Genomic DNA, 20,591 nt, shown 5'->3' on the forward strand with positions numbered 1-20,591 from the left:
GTATTCTTTTTTAACAAGAAGTTAATATAATTATCTACGGGTCTTTACAGTAAAATTCTAGTTTCATTTTTTTAATAAATAAACAAAAAAATGAAAATTAGTACAATTAAAGCTTTGTTATTAACTGTGGTAACTACTGCATTTGTTTCGTGTAAAGACGATGTAAATGAGGTTAAAAAGGATTGGAAGTTACCAGAAGTATCTACAAAAGGAATTAAATTACCTTATGCCGTTTTAAAAACCACAACAGATAATGTTGAGGTAAGAAATGGAGGATTTGGTTCTGCTGCTACAGCACATCCTACCAATGCGGGTGAATTTTATGCGTTAACAGATAGAGGAGCAAATATTAAATTTGGTAGCAATAAAATTTTTCCAACACCAGATTATACACCTAGAATAGGGCATTTTAAATTGTTAGAAAATGGAACGGTTGAAATGATTGCCGAGATTTTGTTTAAAGATCCTTCTGGAAACAATATTAGCGGTAGACCAAACCCTGAAGGATATGGAGCTACTGGAGAAAAAGCATATGCCGAAGATCAAACTACTTTGTTGGCCGAAGATAAATTTGGATTGGATAGTGAAGGTTTGGTGGCTTTAAAAGATGGAACTTTTTGGGTTTCTGATGAATATGGTCCTCATATAGCTCATTTTGATGCCAATGGAGTTCAGTTAGAAAGAATTAGTCCTAAAAACATTGGGGATGGTACAAGGAAATTACCAGCCGTTTTTGGAAGAAGATGGGCAAATAGAGGTATGGAAGGTTTGGCGATAACTCCAGATGAAACAACATTGGTAGGAATTATGCAATCTACTTTGTATAATCCATCAAAAGCGGAGGTCGCAGATTTTACCATTACAAGAATTGTAACTTTTGATATTGCTACTGGAGCAACTAAACAATACTTACATAAGCAAGAAAAAGCAAAAAATTCAAATTCAGAAATTGTAGCATTAAGCAATACAGAATTTTTAATTGTAGAGAGAGATGGACTTTTTACAAAGGATACTCCAGATGTACAAAAGCACATTTATAAAATTGACATTAGCAATGCAACGGACATTTCTGATGCTACAGATTCTTTAGATGGAAAATTGGTAAACGGAAAAACCATAGAACAATGTACTTGGACTGAGTTAGAAACAGCAGGAATTAAGCCTGTAACTAAAACTTTAGCTGTTGATTTAAAAGAAGCTTTAGGTGATTACCCTCACGATAAGTTAGAAGGTATTTGGTTGATTAATTCTAACACCATTGGAGTAATTAATGATGATGATTTTGCTGTGTGGACAGGAGATAACAGTGCAACAATTCAGAAATATATTTCTAATACAGAAAGTCAGGAAACTATTGATGCAAACACTTTATACATTGTTAATTTCTAAGCAACACAATTATAAATAAAATGAGAAAAGGTCTGTATAAAAATTATACAGACCTTTTTTATATATAGTTTTAGTTAGTTAGTCACTAATAAATTAGTAACATGGTTGCGAATATAATAATATTTTTGATAAAACAATGAGAAAAACAACAATAGATGCTTTTTTGTTAAAAATTGGTGTTAAAAAAATAGTATTATATAATCATTAGTAGGCATTATCTTTGTTATTAAATATAGGTTGAAAAACAACCTACTAAGCTTTGTATACCTATGTTTAAAACAATTCAACAATTTTTATTAAAAGCATTTCATTTCTTAAAATGGTTGTTTTTAGGGCTGTTGGTTTTATTTATAGCGCTAGTTTTGTTTATTCGTAGTTCTTGGGGACAAAATATACTTAAAGAAAAAGTTACTGAATTTGTTGCTGAAAAAATAGAAACTAAGTTTAGCATAGAAAAACTATACCTCAGTTTCTCGGGAAATTTAATTCTGAAAGAACTGTATTTAGAAGATCAACAAAAAGATACTTTAGTCTATAGTAAAGAATTAGAGGTTTCTGTGGCTTTAATGCCAATTTTTACTAAAAACACCATTCATATAAAAACTGTAGATTGGAAAGGACTAAAAGCTAAAGTATATAAGTCTAAAACTACAAACCAATATAATTTTGATTATATAATTAATGCTTTTGCAACTCCAAATACAGAGAAAGAACCTGTAGAAGCAAGTAATGCATCACCTTTAAATATTAAAGTAGGAACACTTAATTTTTCTGATTTTGATTTGTTGTTTAACGATGAGGTTTTAGGAGTAAATACACATTTAAAACTAGGAGATTTAAGTTTAGAATTTGGAAATCAACTTAACATAAATACCTTTTATTTTCCAATTAAAAAATTAGCATTCACAAATGTTGATGTCAACTATGTACAACTTAAATCGTTTCCAGAAACTAAAGAAAGTCAAGAAGCATCTCCTTTGCCAATTATAAAAATTGATGATTTAGCTTTAGAAAATATCAAGGTTAATTATCAGGATCAAACAACTAATAGTTTAGCCGATGTTAGTCTTGGTCTGTTTGAGCTAAAAAATACGTTGGTCAATTTAAAAGAGCAAAACATTAAAATTCATCAGGTAGGTTTACAAAATACTCTTGCCAATTTTGTTTTTGTAAGTGATGAAAAAATCATTGTGCAAGAGACTACTCAAACCGCCAAAAACACAAAATTTGAATGGCCTAACTGGAAAGTAAATTTGGATGAATTGGCTTTTACAAACAATACCATCGCTTTAAAAACAGGAGAAGGAACTACGGCTAAAAATGTATTCAATCCTCAAAATTTTAAAATCAGCAAAACTAATATTTTGTTAAAGGATGTTCGTTTGCTAAAAGATCAATTAGCTTTAGATCTTAAAGAGATTTCTTTTTTAGAAAAAAGCGGTTTTCAATTAAAAGAATTGGCTTTAAAAGGAAATGTAAACAATCAGCAAATAGAATTATCCAATTTAAAAATAGTTACCAATTATAGTGCTATAAAAACCCAAGGAACTATTGATTATACTACTATAAATGATTTGATCAATCAACCTAAAAACACCAAGTTTAATGTTGCAGTTAATGATTTAAATTTAAATGTAAAAGATGCTTTTTATTTTAATGCAGCGTTACAAGAAAATACATATGTTCAGCAATTATCTAAACATGCTGTAACCGGAAATGTAAAAGTTAAAGGAGCGTTAAACAACGTAGATTTAACGGCTTTAAATTTAAATTGGGGAGAAAAAACATCGGTATATGTATCTGGAAAAATTAAAGATGTATTAACGGAAAATAACTTGAATTTTAACTTGCTAAATATCCGTTTTAAAACGGATAAAAAATCGATCTTAAATTTTGTTGATGAACAAACATTAGGAATTAATATTCCGAATACAATCTCTTTACAATCAACTACTAGTGGAAGTTTATCAGAAATAAAAACAGCTACTTTTTTAAAAGTATCCAAAGGAGAAATTGCCTTAAGTGGAACATTTAAAAACAAACAAAAAACAATTGTAAAAGGAAAGTTAAAAGTTACCGAATTAGACTTGGGTAGCATACTTAAAAATGACAAAATAGGGTTGTTAGATTTTGAAACTGATGTACAGGCAGATTGGAAAGAAATAGCAACTTTAAATGCAACGTTAAGTACCCAATTTAAAAATTTAATTTTTGATGGTTACAATTACAATCCTTTAGAAATTACAGGATCTATTAAAGATGGGAAAGGACAAATAAGTACTGTTTTTAAAGATGAATCTCTAGATTTTAATACCAAAACAAATATAAAATTAGATTCGTTAACGTCTAGTATTTCATCGGCCATAAAAATTAATGGAGTTAACCTTCAAGCTCTAAAGTTAACGGAAGAAAATTTAAGAGCTAGAATTTATTTAAATGTTGATTATAAAACCAATGCAGATGGTTTTAAAGTAAAAGCAGAAACAGAAAATGGTTTGTTGGTGTATAACGAAGAATCTTTTCCGATAGGTAATTTTTTAATGAACACCAATATTGCTAAAGATTCCACAAACGTGAGCGTTGCAAGTAATATGCTAAACTTAAAACTAAGTGCTAATGCCAATCCGGAGCAAGTAACAAGTGCTGTTAACAAACATTTAACTCGTTATTTTTCTAAGAAAAAGTTAGATACCGTTGTGGGTAAAACTCATTTAAAAGCAGAGTTAACCATCAGTCAAGATCCGCTTTTAGATCAGGTGTTTTTAAAAGGATTAAGTGAATTTGAACCTATAAAATTGAATGTTTTATTTAATGAGGCTGATGAAAAATTAAGCTCATCATTTAAAATACCATACATAGAATATCAAGGAAGTAGTGTTACAAATGCACAGTTCTCTTTAAATAGTTTATCAGAAAATTTTGATTTAGATTTTAAAGTCGATAATGTAAAATACGATCCTATTAACATTCAAAACATCAATTTACAAGGAAAGGTGGTTGATGGAACGGTATTGCTAGATTTTTCTACTTCTGATGAAACTGAAAAAATCATCAACATAAATTCTGAAATAGTAGCGAATGATTCTTTAGTCAAATTCCACATCAACCCCCAGAATTTAATTTTAAACAGAAAGCCTTGGCAAATTCCAGTGAGTAATGCCATTTTGATAAATGGAAATATAACTTCTACAGATTTTGAATTGTCTAGAAACAGTCAATTTTTAAGTTTTAAGGCTCAAGTAAAAGAAGAGAATAACAACAATTTAGCTATTGATTTTAAGAATTTTGAGTTGTTAAATTTAGTTGCTTTTTTAAATACAGAAGAACATATAGCCAGTGGAATTGTTGGTGGAAATATAGAGGTCAATCATTTTAATAAAGAACAAAGTTTAGCTTCTAACTTAAAAATTGAAAAGCTACATGTTTTAGAAAATTTGTTAGGAACACTACAGTTAAATGCAGAAACTTCTAACAATCAAAACTACAAGGTAAACCTTTCTTTACAAGAGCAAAACAATATTAATTTGTTAATTGATGGTAGTTACAATGCTACAGAAAATCAATCGCCATTAGATCTTAAGGTAAATTTAAAAAAGCTGAGTTTACAAAAAATAGAAGGTTTTGGAAAAGAATATATTTCAGAAGCATCGGGGAGTATTTCTGCTAATTTTAAGATGAAGGGTAAGGTAAATGACCCTATTTATAATGGAAATTTAAACTTTAACAATGCCCAATTAAAAGTGAATAGTTTTAATACTAGTTTTACTTTGCCAGAGGAATCTATTAAAATAGATAACTCAAGCGTTTTGTTAAACAAATTTACCATTTTAGACAAAGACCAAAATGCTTTTGTGTTGGATGGTAAAGTGGAAACTAATGATTTTGCAAATCCAAAATTTAAACTGGCTTTAAAAACAGAAAACTTACAGGTTTTAAATTCTACAGAAGAAGATAACGATTTGTATTATGGGCAATTATTTATAGATGCCGATGTAAAAATTGGAGGAGATTTAAATGTGCCTAAAATTACGGGAACGCTTAAAGTAGACAAGAATTCTGATTTTACTTATGTAATTCCAGAATCGGAAATAGAAGCTGTAGAAAGAGAAGGTGTGGTTGTTTTTGTAAATAAAAGCACTACCAATAATATTTTAACAACTAGCGAAAATTCTGAAGTAGCCACTGGAATTGTAACAGGTTTAGATATTAAAACCATTTTAAAAGTAGACAAATCAGCTGTTTTAAATGTAATCATCGATAAAAAAACAGGAGACAATTTAAAAGTATCTGGAGTTGCCGATTTAAATTTTGCTTTAACACCAAACGGACGTACAACCTTGTCTGGAAAATATGAGGTAAGTAGCGGACATTACGAAGCCAGTTTGTACAACTTAGTAACTCGTAAATTTGACATTGCCAAAGGAAGTAGCATTCTATGGCAAGGAGATCCTTTAGAAGCCAAAATGGATATTAAAGCTATTTACAAAGTAAAAGCATCGGCAAGTGGATTGATGTCTTCTTTAACATCAGGAATGGATGCAGAAACTTTAAATACGTTTAGAAAAAAAATGCCTTTTTGGGTGTATTTAAATTTAAATGGAGAGTTGTTAAAACCCGAAATCAGTTTTAATTTAGACATTCCAGAAGAATCTAGAGGTGAACTAAGCGGACAAGTCTACACACAGGTACAAGAATTAAATAACAGAGAAGAAGATTTAAACAAGCAGGTGTTTTCTTTATTGGTTTTAAATCAATTTTTTCCATCTAATATTAGTGATGGTAGTAGTGGAGGATCGCTTTCTATAGCTAGAGACAATGTAAACAAAGCCTTGTCTAATCAACTAAATAATTACTCAAACAAATTGGTGGGTAAAACAGGAGTAGAGTTAGGTTTTGAACTGGATAGTTATACAGATTATACTAGTGAGGGAGAAGAAAACAACACACAATTAAACGTAAGTGCACAAAAACGTTTGTTTAATGATAGGTTAACTGTGCAAGTAGGTAGTGGTTTTGAAATAGAAAATACATCAAAAGGACAAAGTGAAAAAACTCCGATTATTGGGAATGTAAATATTGAATATGCGTTAACGGAAGACAGAAGGTTTAGATTAAAAGGATTCCGTAAAAACGAGTATCAAAGTGTTATTGATGGGCAAGTAGTGGTTACAGGAATAGCCTTTTTATTTAACAGAGAGTTTAACAAATTCCGTGAATTGTGGCTTAAAGAAAACGCTAAAAAATCTACAAAGTAATGGAGAGTGTAAAAAAGTTTAGAGTTTGTGGGTTACTAGTATTACTTATGGTAATAAGTTCTTGTAGTGTAAAACGTTTTTTGCCAAAAGACGAAAAACTATACAGTGGTGCTACCATTAAAGTAATCAATAAAAACAAGATAAAACAACTATCAAGTTTAGAAGAAGAGCTGCAAGAATTGTTAAGGCCAGAACCCAATAGTAAAATTTTAGGATCTAGAGTTGGTTTGTATTATTACTACAAATCTAAAGAGGGAAGTAAAAATTTTATCACAAAGTACATCACCAAAAAAATAGGAGAAAAACCTATTTATTACTCCAATGTTTCTCAAAACAAAGTGGTGAATTTAATTAAAAACCGATTAGATAATAGAGGTTTTTTTAACAGCAAAGTAACTGCTACCGCAAAAGAAAATAAGTATACAAAAAGCATTGTTTATACAGTAGAGTTAACCAAACCTTATGTGTTAGAAAGCTATCAGTTAGAGAATGATACTTTGGCTATTTACAAAGAAATTAAAGAGGAGTTAAAAACCACTTTGCTAAAAAAAGGAACCAGATATAATTTAGAATCTTTTAAAGAAGAAAGAATTAAAATTGATGAAAAACTAAAAGGGAAAGGCTATTACAATTTTAATCAAGATTTTATCATTTTTGAAGCAGACACTAATCAATACAATAACAAACGTTTTGATTTGTATCTAAGAATAAAAAAAGAAACTCCTAAAAAAGCATTAAAACCCTATAAAATAGATAAGGTTACGGTGTATTCTAATTACAATTTAGCTCAAAAAAACAGTGCTTTAGACAGTGTTACATACAAAGGAGTTTCCTTTTTGCAAGACACGTTATTTTTTAAACCCAAAAGACTTCGTAATTATTTATTGTTTGGTGAGGGAGATTTATACCATCCAGAAGAATCTAAAATTACTAGTAAAAGATTGTCATCAATAGGAACTTATAAATATGTAAATATTCAGTTTGATGAAAATAAAAAGAAAGAAAACGATAGTATTGGAAGTTTAAATGCAGCTATTTATTTATCACCTTTAAACAAAAGGTCTTTAGGTTTGGAGCTACAGGCTGTAACTAAATCTAACAATTTTGCAGGTCCCGAATTGTCTTTAAATTACAGAAATAGAAATTTATACAATGGAGGAGAACTGTTAAATATTACAGGAACCTTTGCATATGAAACTCAAATAGGAAACAATACAGATAACCTAAACGGTATAAAATTGGGGTTGGGAGCTAGTTTAACCTTTCCAAGATTAATATTTCCGTGGGATTTAACAGGACGTTTTAAATACGGAGTTCCTAAAACTAAAATTTCTTTTGATTCGGAATATTTAAGTCGATCTAATTTGTACGGATTAGCTTCTTTTACGGGTAGTTTTGGATACCAATGGGATGCCAACAAATATTTAAGTCATCAAATAAATCCGGTGAATATTAACTATGTAAAGTTGTTTAACACCACTTCTGATTTTGAAACCATTTTAACCAACAATCCGTTTTTACAAAATAGTTTCGATCAGCAATTTATAGCAGGGCTGACTTATAATTTAACATATAATGAGTTGGGAAGAAGCGCTAAAAAAAATCAAGTATTTTTTTCTACTAGTTTAGATGTTGCTGGAAACGCACTAAACTTAGTTAGCTTAAATTCTGGAGGAAATAAAAATACTTTTTTAGGTTTGGAATATGCACAATATGCCAAAGTTGATGTAGATTTTAGATACTATATGGATTTAGGAAAAGAGCAAACTCTAGTTAGTAGATTGTATGGAGGTTTGGGAATTCCTTATGGAAATTCAGATGTTTTGCCTTTTACCAAACAGTTTTTTTCTGGAGGACCTTACAGTGTTAGAGGTTTTGCTTCTAGATCTATTGGTCCAGGAACATATAGTAGTGGTACGTCTAGCAGTACGTATTTTGATAGCTCTGGAGACATTCGTTTAGAAGCCAATTTAGAGTATCGTTTTCCTATTTATTCTTTGCTAAAAGGAGCCTTTTTTGCCGATGCTGGAAATGTATGGTTGTATAATGAAAATACTGCTTTGGGTGGAGGACAATTTACGTCTAACTTTTTAAATGAAATGGCGGTTAGTGCAGGAGCAGGACTAAGAGTAGATATTCAGAGTTTTGTTATAAGGTTTGATTTTGCAACACCTGTTAAGCAACCAACTTCTACTTCTTTAAGCACCATTAAGTTGAGCAATACCATTTTAAATTTTGCTATAGGGTATCCGTTTTAACATACAAAAGGCACCATATTGTAATAATAAGGTGCCTTTTGAGTTTAGTAGCTTGGTTAGTTAATCTTATTTAATTTCTAAAGCTGCTTTTAAAATATCTTTTCTACTTATTTGACCAATAATTTTATCACCATCAACAACAGGAAAACGGTTTCTTCTAGAAGTACAAAACATATGTGCTGCATCAAAAATGTTGGTATCACCGTTAATAGTTTCCACAATCACTTCCATATATTCGTCTACATACTGATCGTGTAATGGAATATTATAGTATCTACTATTTGCTATTTTTTTCATGCAATCACCTTCAGAAATCATTCCTATTAAATGGTCATCCTCATCAATAACACAGGCTCCTGCAATGTTGTTGGTTACCAAGGTCTGCATAGCTTCACCAATACTAACTTTTGGTAAAAACGTAATCAATCGATCTCTAGGTACCATATAATCAGAAACTAATATTTTTCCAGCTAAAGTCTGTGCTTTAGCATCTGGGGATTTAAAATTTTTTATAGCCATATTTTAATAGTTTTGTCGTTCCCAATTAAGATACAAATAAAAAAAGTAAGAGTCAATAGCTAATTTGCTATTGAATAGGAATTTCTGTTGTGTTTTTAATTTCGGCCATTACAAAAGTACTGTGAGCACTTCCAACATTGGGTACACTTCCTAAGTGATTTAGCACAAAATCTTGATAATCGTCCATATCTCTAACCATTACTTTTAGCAAAAAATCAAAATCTCCAGAAATGTTATAACATTCGGTTACTTGTGGCAAAGAGGTAATGTCTTTTACAAAGTTTTCGCCTATTTCTTTGGTATGTTCTCTTAGTTTAATGTTACAGAATACAATTAGTTTTTTGCCTAATAAACTTCTATCTAACAGAGCCACATGTTTGGTAATGTATCCGTTCTTTTCTAGTTTTTTAATTCGCTCATGTACAGGTGTGTTAGACAAGTTTGTAATGTTGGCTAACTCTTTTATAGTGATTCTAGCGTTTTTTTGAAGCTGTTTTAGCAGTTGTAAGTCTACAGAGTCTGGTTGATACATAGTATATATTTCTTTTTAGCAATCTTTTTTTACAGGAATAAAGATTATTATTCTTTGTAGTAGTCAAATTTAGGTTTATTATCTGTATTTAGGGTGTTTTTTTAGTGTTTTGTATATGTGTTATAGCTTTGTAAAAGAATTTAAATCTATAGGAAAAGTGAAAAATCATACATTAGGTTATCCAAGAATTGGAGCAAAAAGAGAATTAAAAAAAGCAATAGAAAGTTATTGGGCTAAAAATCATGCAGAAGAAGCTTTAGATATAATTGCTAAAAATATTAGAAAACAAAATTGGGAAAAGCAACAACAAGCAGGAGTTGATTTAATTCCCGTGAACGATTTTTCGTATTACGATCAGGTATTAGATCTTTGTGTAACCGTAGGAGCAGTACCTCAAAGATATCAAGAATTGATTGATAGCAATTTTTCTGAATTGGAAGTATATTTTGCCATGGCAAGAGGATTACAAACAGAAAATCACGATATAACGGCAATGGAAATGACCAAGTGGTTTGATACCAACTATCATTACATTGTGCCAGAGTTTGTGCAAAATCAAAAATTTAAATTGTTTTCTAAAAAAGTAATCAACGAATACAAAGAAGCTATTGCTTTAGGAATTGATGCAAAACCCGTATTAATAAGTCCAGCCTCTTTTTTATTATTAGGTAAAGAAAAAGAAAAAGGATTTGATAAGTTAGATTTGTTAGATAATTTATTAGCAGTCTACAAACAAATAATAGGAAAGCTTCAGAATTTAGGAGCTACTTATATTCAGATTGATGAACCTTTCTTGGCTTTAAATTTATCAGAAAATGAAAAATTAGCCATTCATAAAACCCATACTTTTTTAAGAAAAGAGTTTCCTTTAATTAATTTTATTACAGCAACTTATTTTGATGATGTTTTAGAAAACTTAGAATTGATTAATACGTTACCTGGAGCGGTATTGCATATTGATGTAACCAGAGGTGATGAAACGCAATTGGGACAAATTTTACAATCGGAATTTAAAAATCAATCTAAAATATTGTCTTTGGGTTTGGTAGATGGTCGAAATATTTGGAAGAACGATTTTACTAAATCCATTGCAAAAATTAACAAAGCCAAAGAGGTATTGGGAGCAGATAGAGTATGGATTGCAACCTCTAGCTCTTTGTTACACGTACCTGTAGATTTAGAGAACGAACAGAAATTAGATGCAGAATTAAAATCTTGGTTAAGCTTTGCGGCTCAAAAGTTAGATGAAGTGGTGTTGTTAAGTAAATTAACTACACATCCAACGCATAAAGATTTGTTACAATTTGATGAAAACAAACAAGCTATTCAAGAAAGAAGAGAGTCTGAGAGAATTCATAAATTTAAAGTAAAAAACAGAGAAAGCTTTATTAAAGAAACTGATTTTAATAGAGTTAGTGCTTTTAAAACTAGAAAAGAACTTCAGAAAAAAGCCTTAAACTTACCGCTTTATCCAACCACAACTATTGGATCTTTTCCACAAACTCCAGAGGTTAGAAGTTGGAGAGCTCAATACAAAAAAGGAAGTTTATCTATTCAAGAATACAATCAACTTTTAGAAAAAGAAACCAGAGAATCTATTGATTTTCAGGAGCAAGTAGGTTTAGATGTTTTGGTACATGGAGAGTTTGAAAGAAACGACATGGTAGAATATTTTGGTGAACAATTAGAAGGATTTGCGTTTACACAATTTGGATGGGTACAGAGTTATGGAACTAGATGTGTTAAACCACCCATTATTTTTGGAGATGTAGAACGTTTACAACCTATGACGTTGGAATGGACGGTTTTTGCCCAACAATTAACAAACAAATATGTTAAAGGAATGCTTACCGGACCGGTAACTATTTTGCAATGGTCTTTTGTAAGAGACGATCAGCCAAGACAAACTACCTGTAACCAAATTGCTTTAGCCATTAGAGATGAGGTGGTAGATTTAGAAAGAGCTGGAATTAAAATTATTCAGATTGATGAACCTGCTATAAGAGAAGGATTGCCTTTAAAAAGAGCACAATGGAATACCTATTTAAACTGGGCTGTAAATGCGTTTAAATTATCGGCAAGTGGGGTAAAAGATGAAACTCAAATTCATACACACATGTGTTATTCTGAATTTAACGATATTATTGAATCTATTGCCAACATGGATGCCGATGTAATTACCATTGAATGTTCTCGTTCTCAAATGGAATTGTTAGATGCTTTTGCAGCGTTTAAATATCCAAATGAAATTGGTCCTGGAGTGTATGACATTCATTCTCCTAGAGTTCCTTCTGTAGCAGAGGTGGTAGATTTAATTGAAAAGGCAGAAAAGTACATTCCACAAGAAAATATTTGGATCAATCCAGATTGTGGATTAAAAACTAGAAAATGGCCAGAAACTAAAAAAGCTTTAGAGGTTATGGTTAATGCTACACAACAAATTAGAAATAAAGTATTGGCTTAAGTTCTTTTCTTTATAGGTGTTTAAGTGTCTCAAAGCCTCGGGATATTTAAACACCTTATAATGTATTGTTTTTTTATGCCCATCTCTTTTCCTACTTTTAGGCATGCAAAAGCAAGCAGTTCCTAATAAAATTATTATTGCTCCATTAAATTGGGGTTGGGGGCATGCAACACGTTGTATTCCTATTATAAAAGAAGTAGAACAATTAGGACTCGTTCCTGTAATTGCTTCAGATGGTGATGCTTTACAGTTTTTACAAAAAGAATTTCCTAAGGTTGAGGTTTTAAAATTACCTTCTTATAACATTAAGTACGGTAAGTATTTTTTGTGGTCTATGTTTTTAAATAGTCCCTCTATTCTTAACGGAATTTACAAAGAGCATCAAGTTCTTAAAAAATATGTAGCGAGTCATAAAACTTCCATACTTGGTATTGTTTCGGACAATAGGCTAGGAGTTTATGCTAAAAATGTTGACTCTGTTTACCTAACTCATCAATTAAACATTAGAGCAGGATGGTTTTCTTTTTGGGTGATTAAATTTCATCATTATTTTATAAAAAAACATAAAGAATGCTGGATTCCCGATGAACAAGGAAGTTTGCTTTCTGGAGATTTGTCAAAATCTACCAAATTAAAAACTCGTTATATTGGAATCTTATCCAGGTTCAAGCAACAAAATATTCCTATAGTTTATGATGTGATGATATTGCTATCGGGAATAGCTTCTCAAAGAAATGAGTTAGAATTAAAAGTAGCTTCAGAAATAACAAAAATAAAAGGAAGGGTTTTGTTGGTTAGAGGAACTTTTGAACCTAGCAAATACAAGTATTCTAAACAGGTTAAAGTTGTTGATTATTTGTTGTCTAATGAGTTAGAAATAGCTATCAACAGTTCTGATGTTGTAATTACAAGATCGGGTTACAGTTCTGTAATGGATATGGTTGTAATGAAAAAAAAGGTATTGTATATTCCTACTCCAGGACAAACAGAACAAGAATATTTGGCAACTTATTTAGAAGAAAAAAAGAAGGCTAGTTTTTGCCATCAAAAAGAATTTTCTGTGGAGGAATTAGTAAAAACAAAAAATGTTGACCCTGTTGTTTTACAACCAAATCAACATTTAATAAATTCTTGTATTAAAAGAGTTTTTAACCTCTCTCAAGCGTAAAATAAAAGGTAGAACCTTCTCCTAAAGTACTTTCAACATCAATAGTTTGTTCGTGAGCTTCTATAATGTGTTTTACAATAGAAAGTCCCAAACCAGAACCTCCTTGGTCTCTAGATCTACTTTTTTCTACTCTATAAAAACGTTCAAACAAACGTTCTTTATCTTCTTGTTTTACACCTTCTCCATTGTCGGAAACGTGAATGGCAATTTTTTCATCATCAACATATTCTAAAGAAATAATGGTAACTCCACCTACTTTTCCATATTTAATAGAGTTCATAACTAAGTTAATTAGCACTTGTTCTATTTTGGCTTCATCGGCCAATACAAATTCTGGAATGTCGTAAAACTTGTCTAGTCTAAGTTTTATGTTTCTTTTTTTAGCCTGCATTTCTAACAAATCAAATACTTTTTGAATGACTTTGATAATGTTAAAGGTGTCTATTTTTAGTTTAAGATCGTTGGTTTCTAGTTTGGTTATCAAATCTAAATCTCCAACAATTTCACTTAACCTAGTAATGGCCAAATTGGCTCTTTTTAAATATTTGTCTCTAATTTCTACATCTTCTGCAGCTCCTTCTATTAAGGTTAGTAAATAGCCCTGAACGGTAAATAATGGAGTTTTAAGTTCGTGAGCAACATTACCTAAAAAATCTCGTCTGTAGTTTTCTCTAAAATTAAGTTTTTTAATTTCTTGTTTCTTTTTGTAGGAATATTTTAAAATATCTCTGGCTAAAAAGTCAAACTCATCAGCATTAATATTGGCAATTCTCCTTTTTTTAAGCGAGGTTACTTGTTTGTATATTTTATCAATTCTAAAATTAATATAGGTTTCTACACCGTTGTTAATAATAATAATAAGTACTACAAAAAGAACTACGGACAGTATGACAAAAACCTTAGTAGGTAGCACTATGTCTGTAAAATACATACTTATTAAAAGTGTGGCATCTATACAAACAACAAGCGCTAGTACTATGGCAATTGAAAAAAAGAAAAAGTTCTTAATCTTCATTTAATATAAACTTATATCCCACACCTTTAACGGTCTTAAAGTGGTCGTCTCCAATTTTTTCTCGTAGTTTACGTATGTGTACGTCTATAGTTCTATCTCCAACAACAACATCACTACCCCAAACTTTTTTCATAATATTTTCTCTGTTAAATACTTTTCCTGGTTTAGAGGTTAATAAAGAGAATAATTCAAATTCTTTACGAGGTAAAATTATTTTTTTATCGTCTTTAATTACTAAGTATTCATCACGATCAATTACAATTCCACCTAAGTCTGTAGTATTGTTACTTTCTCCTTCTTCTTTTAATCTTCTTAATAAAGATTTAATCTTGCTAGTAAGTACTTTTGGCTTAATAGGTTTGGTAATATAGTCATCAGCACCAGCATCAAACCCAGCAACCTGACTATAATCTTCCCCTCTTGCCGTAAAAAATGAGATGATTACATCTCTTAATTCTGGCACTTCTCTAATCTTTTCACACGCTTCTACACCGTCCATTTCGGGCATCATTACGTCTAATAAAATTAAATGAGGTTGTATCTTTTTAGCTTGACTTACAGCTTCTAAACCATTGTCGGCAGTATAAATATCGTATCCTTCTTTTTTAAGGTTGTAACCTACAATTTCTAAAATATCTGGCTCATCGTCTACCAACAGTATTTTAATCTGATTTTTCTCCATTTTTTTTTCAATTAATCTTACCAAAATTAAGGTTTTCTAATATACAAAAGAGTTTTTAACAATCATTTAACGCTAGAGGCAAGTTAACGTAATATACAGGACTTCTTAACGCTATGTTAACGCAAAGGTAATGGTAGCTTAGGCTGTTTAAGGTATTAATTATAGATTTTTGCACCGCTTTTTAACAAATTATAGCATTGATAATGAGAAATTTATTAGTTACATTTTTTACTTTAATGACTGTGTTTACATATGCACAATCAAAAGGAACCATTTCAGGATTAGTACAAGATAAGGATATGGACCTAGAGCCACTACCTTTTGTAAGTATTTATGTTGAAGGAAACACAAGCTTAGGAACCACTACAGATTTTGATGGTATATACAGCTTGCAATTAAAACCAGGAACGTATACGGTAGTATATGATTTTGTTGGGTACAAATCCGTTAAAAAACAGTTTGTAGTAAAAGCTGGAGCTTCTCAAAAAGCGACTGTGGTTATGGAATCTGTTGCCGATGCTTTAGATGCTGTGGTATTAACTGCGGTAACCAACAAAGAAAGTGAAACTGCTTTAATGCAAGTTCAAAAAGAAGCTACAGTGGTAATAGAAAGTGTTGGGGCAGAACAATTGTCTTCTCAAGGAGTTTCTGATGCTGCTGCTGCAACTACTAAAGTTACGGGGGTGTCAAAACAACAAGGATCTAGTGACGTTTATGTTCGTGGTCTAGGAGATAGATATAATAGTACTACTTTAAATGGATTACCATTACCTTCTAACAATCCATCAAACAAAAATATTAGTTTGGATTTATTTTCTACAGATGTTTTACAAAACGTAGGGATTAGCAAAACTTTTTCATCTGGAGTAACAGGAGATTTAGGGGGAGCAAACATTAATGTAGAAACAAAACAACCATCTACTAAACCTAACTTTGCTATTGGAATTTCTACAGGAACCAATTCTCAAACCACTTTTAAAGATTTTAAAACCATTGATGGTGCTAATTATTTAGGAGTCCAAACAAATACGGATATTCCTATAAGTAACTTGAAACAATATAGTTTTAAGAGTAAAATATCTCCAAACAACACAACTGCTTTACCTAAAATAGGTATTTCATTAAATGGAGGTAAAAAATATAGATTTAAAGATGATTCTTCTTTTTCTTATTTTTTAGTAGGGTCTTTTGGAAACAGTTATAGATATCAAGAAGGATTTAATGTAGGAAATAGAACAGCAACTTCTCAAGGTTCTAATTATTATGATGCTAAACAATATAGTTATTCAGCATCTAAATTGGCAATGGGAAATTTTGAATACGCTTTTAATTCTGATCATAAAATTTTGTTTAACTCTGTTTTTGTTCACTCTAATAGTCAAAAAATACAAGATTATTACGGAGATACAAATGATAACAACGATGTGAATTTGGTGTTACAAACAGAAAGCCAAGATAAATTATTAGTGAATCAATTAATTTCTAAAAATATTTTTGGTGATTATTTAGATTTAGATTTAGGGTTGGCATATAACAATGTTAAAAATGACCAACCAGATAGAAAAAAGAATGTACTTATTTATGATGATCCTTCTGGTAAAGCAAGGTTTTCTACAGGTACTGCAAGAGAAAATAGTAGATATTTCCAAAAATTAAATGAAAATGATTTAGTAGGAAACATTGCTGCTAAAATTTATTTAGGAAAAAGAGGTGGCGAAGAAACAAAAGGATCTATAGGTTTAGGTGCTAGTTACAGAAACACAACTAGAGAATTTAAAGCTTGGTATTTTGATCATAATGCATTGTCTAACTCTAAATTATTTGATGGAAATAATTTATCAGCTGTATTAAATCAACAAGCTTTAGACAATGGCGATTTTGATGTAAGAACAGGTTTTGGTTTTGGTAGAGAAGCTTTAAATCCTTTTACCTATGATGGTGATAAAACAGTAAACACAGCTCACATAAACTTAGATTATAATTTATCTGATAAGTTCTTTTTTAGTATTGGTGGACGTTTAGAAGATATTACAATGAATGTGAATTGGAAAACTAACTTACCAGGAAATAAAGCTGTATTAACTAACACATATATACTACCTTCTTTAAATTTAAAATATAGTTTAAACGATGAAAATCAATTTAGATTTTCTGCAAGTAAAACCTATACATATCCTCAGTTTAAAGAAATTGCAGAATTTGTATACGAAGGAGCTAACTATACTGAACAAGGTAATGGAAACTTACAACCATCGGATAACTACAATTTAGATGTTAAATATGAGTTTTTTCCTGAAAACGGAGGTTTAATTACAGCTTCTGTGTTTGGAAAAATGATTCAGAACTCAATTAACCGTATAGAAATAAACTCTGCATCAGACAATGCCTATTCTTACGAAAATACTGGAGATGCTAAGGTGGTTGGTTTAGAAGTAGAATACAAAAATACACTAGCTACTTTTGGAGATGATACAAGTGAAGATTTTAGTAAAATTAAATTTGGAGCAAATGCTACTTATATGCATACAACTCAAGATTTAAAAACAAGAGGATTGTTTAGACCAACAAATTCAACATCACAATTACAAGGAGCATCACCCGTTATTGTTAACGGAGATATTTCTTATGTACTTACACAAAATGATAAAGAAACTATGGCCACTTTGGTTGTAAATTATCAAGGAGATAAATTATATAGTATAGGTACCAACTCAGGAAGTCTTGGTTTAGAAGATGTGATTCAAAAAGCAATTACTACGTTAGATTTTGTTGCAAAACACAGTTTTAATGATAAATTGAGTTTAAAAGTATCGCTTAAAAATATATTAAACCCATCATTTAAAAGAGTTAGAAATATAAAGAATAATCCATTAACAAACGTTTCTTACAAAAGAGGAATAGATATGGGAATATCTTTAGGATATAAATTCTAAAAAAAATAATATAAACAAAAAGAGGTGTCTGAAAATCAGACACCTCTTTTTGTTTATAGGCAATATATAGAGATAGCTACTGTTTTACTATAATTAAGTGTTTTGTTGTTAACAATAATTTTACAAAATAGAAATAGAGTTAACAAGAAGTTAATAGGTTCTTAACCTAGTTTAATGTACACCTGCCTTTACTTTGTATCAACAAAATTTGAAACAAAACAAATACAAAATTTTATTTAAAATGAAAAAATCAATTTTATCAATTTTAGCAATTGCTGCTTTAACTTTTACTTCTTGTAAAAAAGACGATAACAACGATGGAGCTTCTGATAAAGAAGCTGTTATTTCTTCTAATGCTGATATCGTAGCAGGAGATTTACATGGTACTGTTGAAGGTAACATTACTTTAACTAAAGGTACAGACTATTTATTAACAGGTGCTTTATTAGTAAAAGATGGATACACTTTAACTATTGAAGCAGGTACTACTGTAAAAGTTGATGCGGGTCGTACAGATACTTATGTAGCTGTTGAGCAAGGTGCAAAAATTATGGCTGTAGGAACAAAAGCTGAGCCTATTGTTTTTACTTCTAATTCTGCAACACCTGCTGCTGGAGACTGGGGAGGTATTGTAGTTGCTGGTAAAACTCAAACAAACAAAGGAGATTCAGTTCAATCTGAAGTTGCAGGTTTAAACTATGGAAAATCTGCTGCTGAAGCAGTTTCTGATGACAATTCTGGAAGATTATCTTACGTAATTGCTGAGTACACTGGAGCTAAAATTAACGGAGATGCAGAATTTAACGGATTCTCTTTCTATACTGTTGGTTCTGCTACTAAATTAGACCATTTAGTTGTAAAGTATGGTTTTGATGATGGTGTTGAATTCTTTGGAGGAACTGTTGATTTAGATGGTATCTTATGTGTAAACATTGCAGATGATATGTTTGACTTCACAGGAGGATATACAGGAACTATTACAAATGCATTTGGTGTAAGAGAAGCTGATTTTGATACTGCAAGTAAAGATCCAAGAGGTATTGAAGGTGATTCTAACGAGTCTGATAAAGATGCAACTCCAAGATCTACTCCAACTTTTAATGGAGTAACAATTATCAACTTAAACCCAAATACAGAATTAAAAGCAGGTGCTGAAATCCGTAGAGGAACTGAAGCAACTATTGATAACATTGCTTTTATTGCAGCTAATGGTGCTCAATTTGGTAACTTAATTGATACAGATGATTCTTCAGGAAATGGTTCTGTTACTTTAACTAACGCATACAAAAAAGGTACTGTAGGTGATAATAAAGAAGGAGGTACAATTACAGGTTCTGTAGAAGAAGATGCTAATTTATTTAACGAAGCTACTGGAACTGTTAAAGCAAACGTTGGTGCTGACTTTTCTGAGTTTTCAACTTGGTCAGGTTATACTGTACCTACTGTAGCTGTAGCTGCTAAATAATTTTAAAGAATAGAAGTAAAATTCTAATATATTTAAAAACCCACCTCTTATGAGGTGGGTTTTTTGCGTTTATCATTTTTTGCCTTGCTATAGAATTCTTATTTTTAAAGAAAAAAAATGAGTGCTAAAATTGAAAAAGAAAACATTTTGTTTTTAGATATAGAAACAGTTCCCTTATATGCTACGTTTAACGAAGTTCCAGAAATAGAAAAAGAATTATACGCTCACAAAACAGCCTATAAAAGAGGAGATGCTATTTCTACAGAAGAGTTTTATAACAATGCAGGAATATGGGCAGAGTTTGGAAAAATTGTATGTATTTCGGTAGGTTATTTTGTAAACAAGCAATTAAGAATTACCTCCTTTGCTTCGGATAATGAGAAACAATTGCTATTAGATTTTAAAAACTTATTAGAAGGCTATTTTAACAAGCCATCTCACATATTGTGTGGTCATAATGCTAAAGAGTTCGATTTTCCGTTTATAGCACGTAGAATGGTTATTTTGGGTGTTGCTTTGCCTAATCAGTTAAACCTGGTAGGAAAAAAGCCATGGGAAATACCACATTTAGATACTTTAGAAATGTGGAAGTTTGGAGATTATAAACATTATACCTCTTTAAAGTTATTAACTTATATTTTAGGAATTCCTAGTCCTAAAGGAGATATTGATGGAAGTAGGGTAGGAGAAGTTTATTACAAAGAAAAAGATTTACCTAGAATTGTGCGTTATTGTGAACAAGATGTTTTGGCTTTGGCCAGAGTGTACTTAAAATTCACAAATCAAGAGCTAATTACCGATGATGAGGTTGCGTTTGTTTAATTTTTTTAAGTAGTTGTAAATAACTTAAACTATTTCTCAATACAAATTTTTATCATTTTCTAAATTTACTCGAACTAACTAAATAACTA

12 protein-coding genes are annotated in these 20,591 nt (G+C 30.7%); 8 read left to right on the top strand and 4 right to left on the bottom strand.

Annotated elements, in window-relative coordinates:
- The first annotated feature begins 90 nt into the window (after positions 1-90).
- The 3 genes from GGR97_RS00270 (at position 91) to tamL (ending at position 8,902) form a co-directional block, all read left to right on the top strand.
- The gene (locus GGR97_RS00270) at positions 91-1,389 is read left to right on the top strand and encodes an esterase-like activity of phytase family protein (protein WP_167896414.1); all 1,299 of its coding nucleotides are present in this window, start codon (positions 91-93) and stop codon (positions 1,387-1,389) included.
- 269 nt (positions 1,390-1,658) lie between these two features.
- The gene (locus GGR97_RS00275; RefSeq protein WP_167896415.1) at positions 1,659-6,644 is read left to right on the top strand and encodes a translocation/assembly module TamB domain-containing protein; all 4,986 of its coding nucleotides are present in this window, start codon (positions 1,659-1,661) and stop codon (positions 6,642-6,644) included.
- Complete coding sequence (tamL, locus tag GGR97_RS00280; protein WP_167896416.1) at positions 6,644-8,902, top strand: translocation and assembly module lipoprotein TamL; 2,259 nt, start codon at positions 6,644-6,646, stop codon at positions 8,900-8,902. The genes GGR97_RS00275 and tamL overlap by 1 nt, the downstream gene beginning before the upstream one ends.
- Positions 8,903-8,968: 66 nt before the next feature.
- Here tamL and GGR97_RS00285 read toward each other — a convergent pair whose 3' ends face one another.
- Entirely contained in the window at positions 8,969-9,421 is a 453-nt protein-coding gene (locus GGR97_RS00285) for a CBS domain-containing protein (protein WP_167896417.1), read from the bottom strand.
- 67 nt (positions 9,422-9,488) lie between these two features.
- Positions 9,489-9,953 carry an Lrp/AsnC family transcriptional regulator gene (locus GGR97_RS00290; protein ID WP_167896418.1) on the bottom strand — a complete coding sequence of 155 codons (465 nt, stop codon included), beginning with the start codon at positions 9,951-9,953 and terminating at the stop codon, positions 9,489-9,491.
- Positions 9,954-10,110: 157 nt separating this feature from the next.
- Between GGR97_RS00290 and metE the strand changes: the two genes are divergently transcribed.
- Both metE and GGR97_RS00300 read left to right on the top strand, forming a co-directional pair.
- Positions 10,111-12,417, top strand: coding sequence for a 5-methyltetrahydropteroyltriglutamate--homocysteine S-methyltransferase (gene metE, locus GGR97_RS00295; RefSeq protein WP_167896419.1), 2,307 nt, complete (start codon positions 10,111-10,113; stop codon positions 12,415-12,417).
- 103 nt (positions 12,418-12,520) lie between these two features.
- Positions 12,521-13,585 carry a glycosyltransferase gene (locus GGR97_RS00300; RefSeq protein ID WP_167896420.1) on the top strand — a complete coding sequence of 355 codons (1,065 nt, stop codon included), beginning with the start codon at positions 12,521-12,523 and terminating at the stop codon, positions 13,583-13,585.
- On the opposite strand, the gene GGR97_RS00305 is transcribed toward GGR97_RS00300, so the two are convergent.
- Both GGR97_RS00305 and GGR97_RS00310 read right to left on the bottom strand, forming a co-directional pair.
- The gene (locus tag GGR97_RS00305) at positions 13,566-14,600 is read right to left on the bottom strand and encodes a sensor histidine kinase (RefSeq protein WP_167896421.1); all 1,035 of its coding nucleotides are present in this window, start codon (positions 14,598-14,600) and stop codon (positions 13,566-13,568) included. The two genes, GGR97_RS00300 and GGR97_RS00305, sit on opposite strands and share 20 nt — an antisense overlap.
- Positions 14,590-15,282: a response regulator transcription factor gene (locus GGR97_RS00310; RefSeq protein ID WP_167896422.1), complete on the bottom strand. Its 693-nt coding sequence runs from the start codon at positions 15,280-15,282 to the stop codon at positions 14,590-14,592. The genes GGR97_RS00305 and GGR97_RS00310 overlap by 11 nt, the downstream gene beginning before the upstream one ends.
- A 203-nt stretch (positions 15,283-15,485) precedes the next feature.
- On the opposite strand from GGR97_RS00310, the gene GGR97_RS00315 reads away from it, so the two are divergent.
- The 3 genes from GGR97_RS00315 (at position 15,486) to GGR97_RS00325 (ending at position 20,502) form a co-directional block, all read left to right on the top strand.
- Entirely contained in the window at positions 15,486-18,215 is a 2,730-nt protein-coding gene (locus GGR97_RS00315) for a TonB-dependent receptor (RefSeq protein WP_167896423.1), read from the top strand.
- A gap of 241 nt (positions 18,216-18,456) precedes the next feature.
- A complete protein-coding gene (locus GGR97_RS00320; protein ID WP_167896424.1) occupies positions 18,457-19,680 on the top strand; it encodes a hypothetical protein in 1,224 nt (407 codons plus the stop codon).
- 117 nt (positions 19,681-19,797) lie between these two features.
- A complete protein-coding gene (locus tag GGR97_RS00325; RefSeq protein WP_167896425.1) occupies positions 19,798-20,502 on the top strand; it encodes a 3'-5' exonuclease in 705 nt (234 codons plus the stop codon).
- Positions 20,503-20,591 lie beyond the last annotated feature (89 nt).

Origin of the sequence: Wenyingzhuangia aestuarii, from assembly GCF_011927765.1 — a bacterium.
Classification (GTDB): domain Bacteria; phylum Bacteroidota; class Bacteroidia; order Flavobacteriales; family Flavobacteriaceae; genus Wenyingzhuangia; species Wenyingzhuangia aestuarii.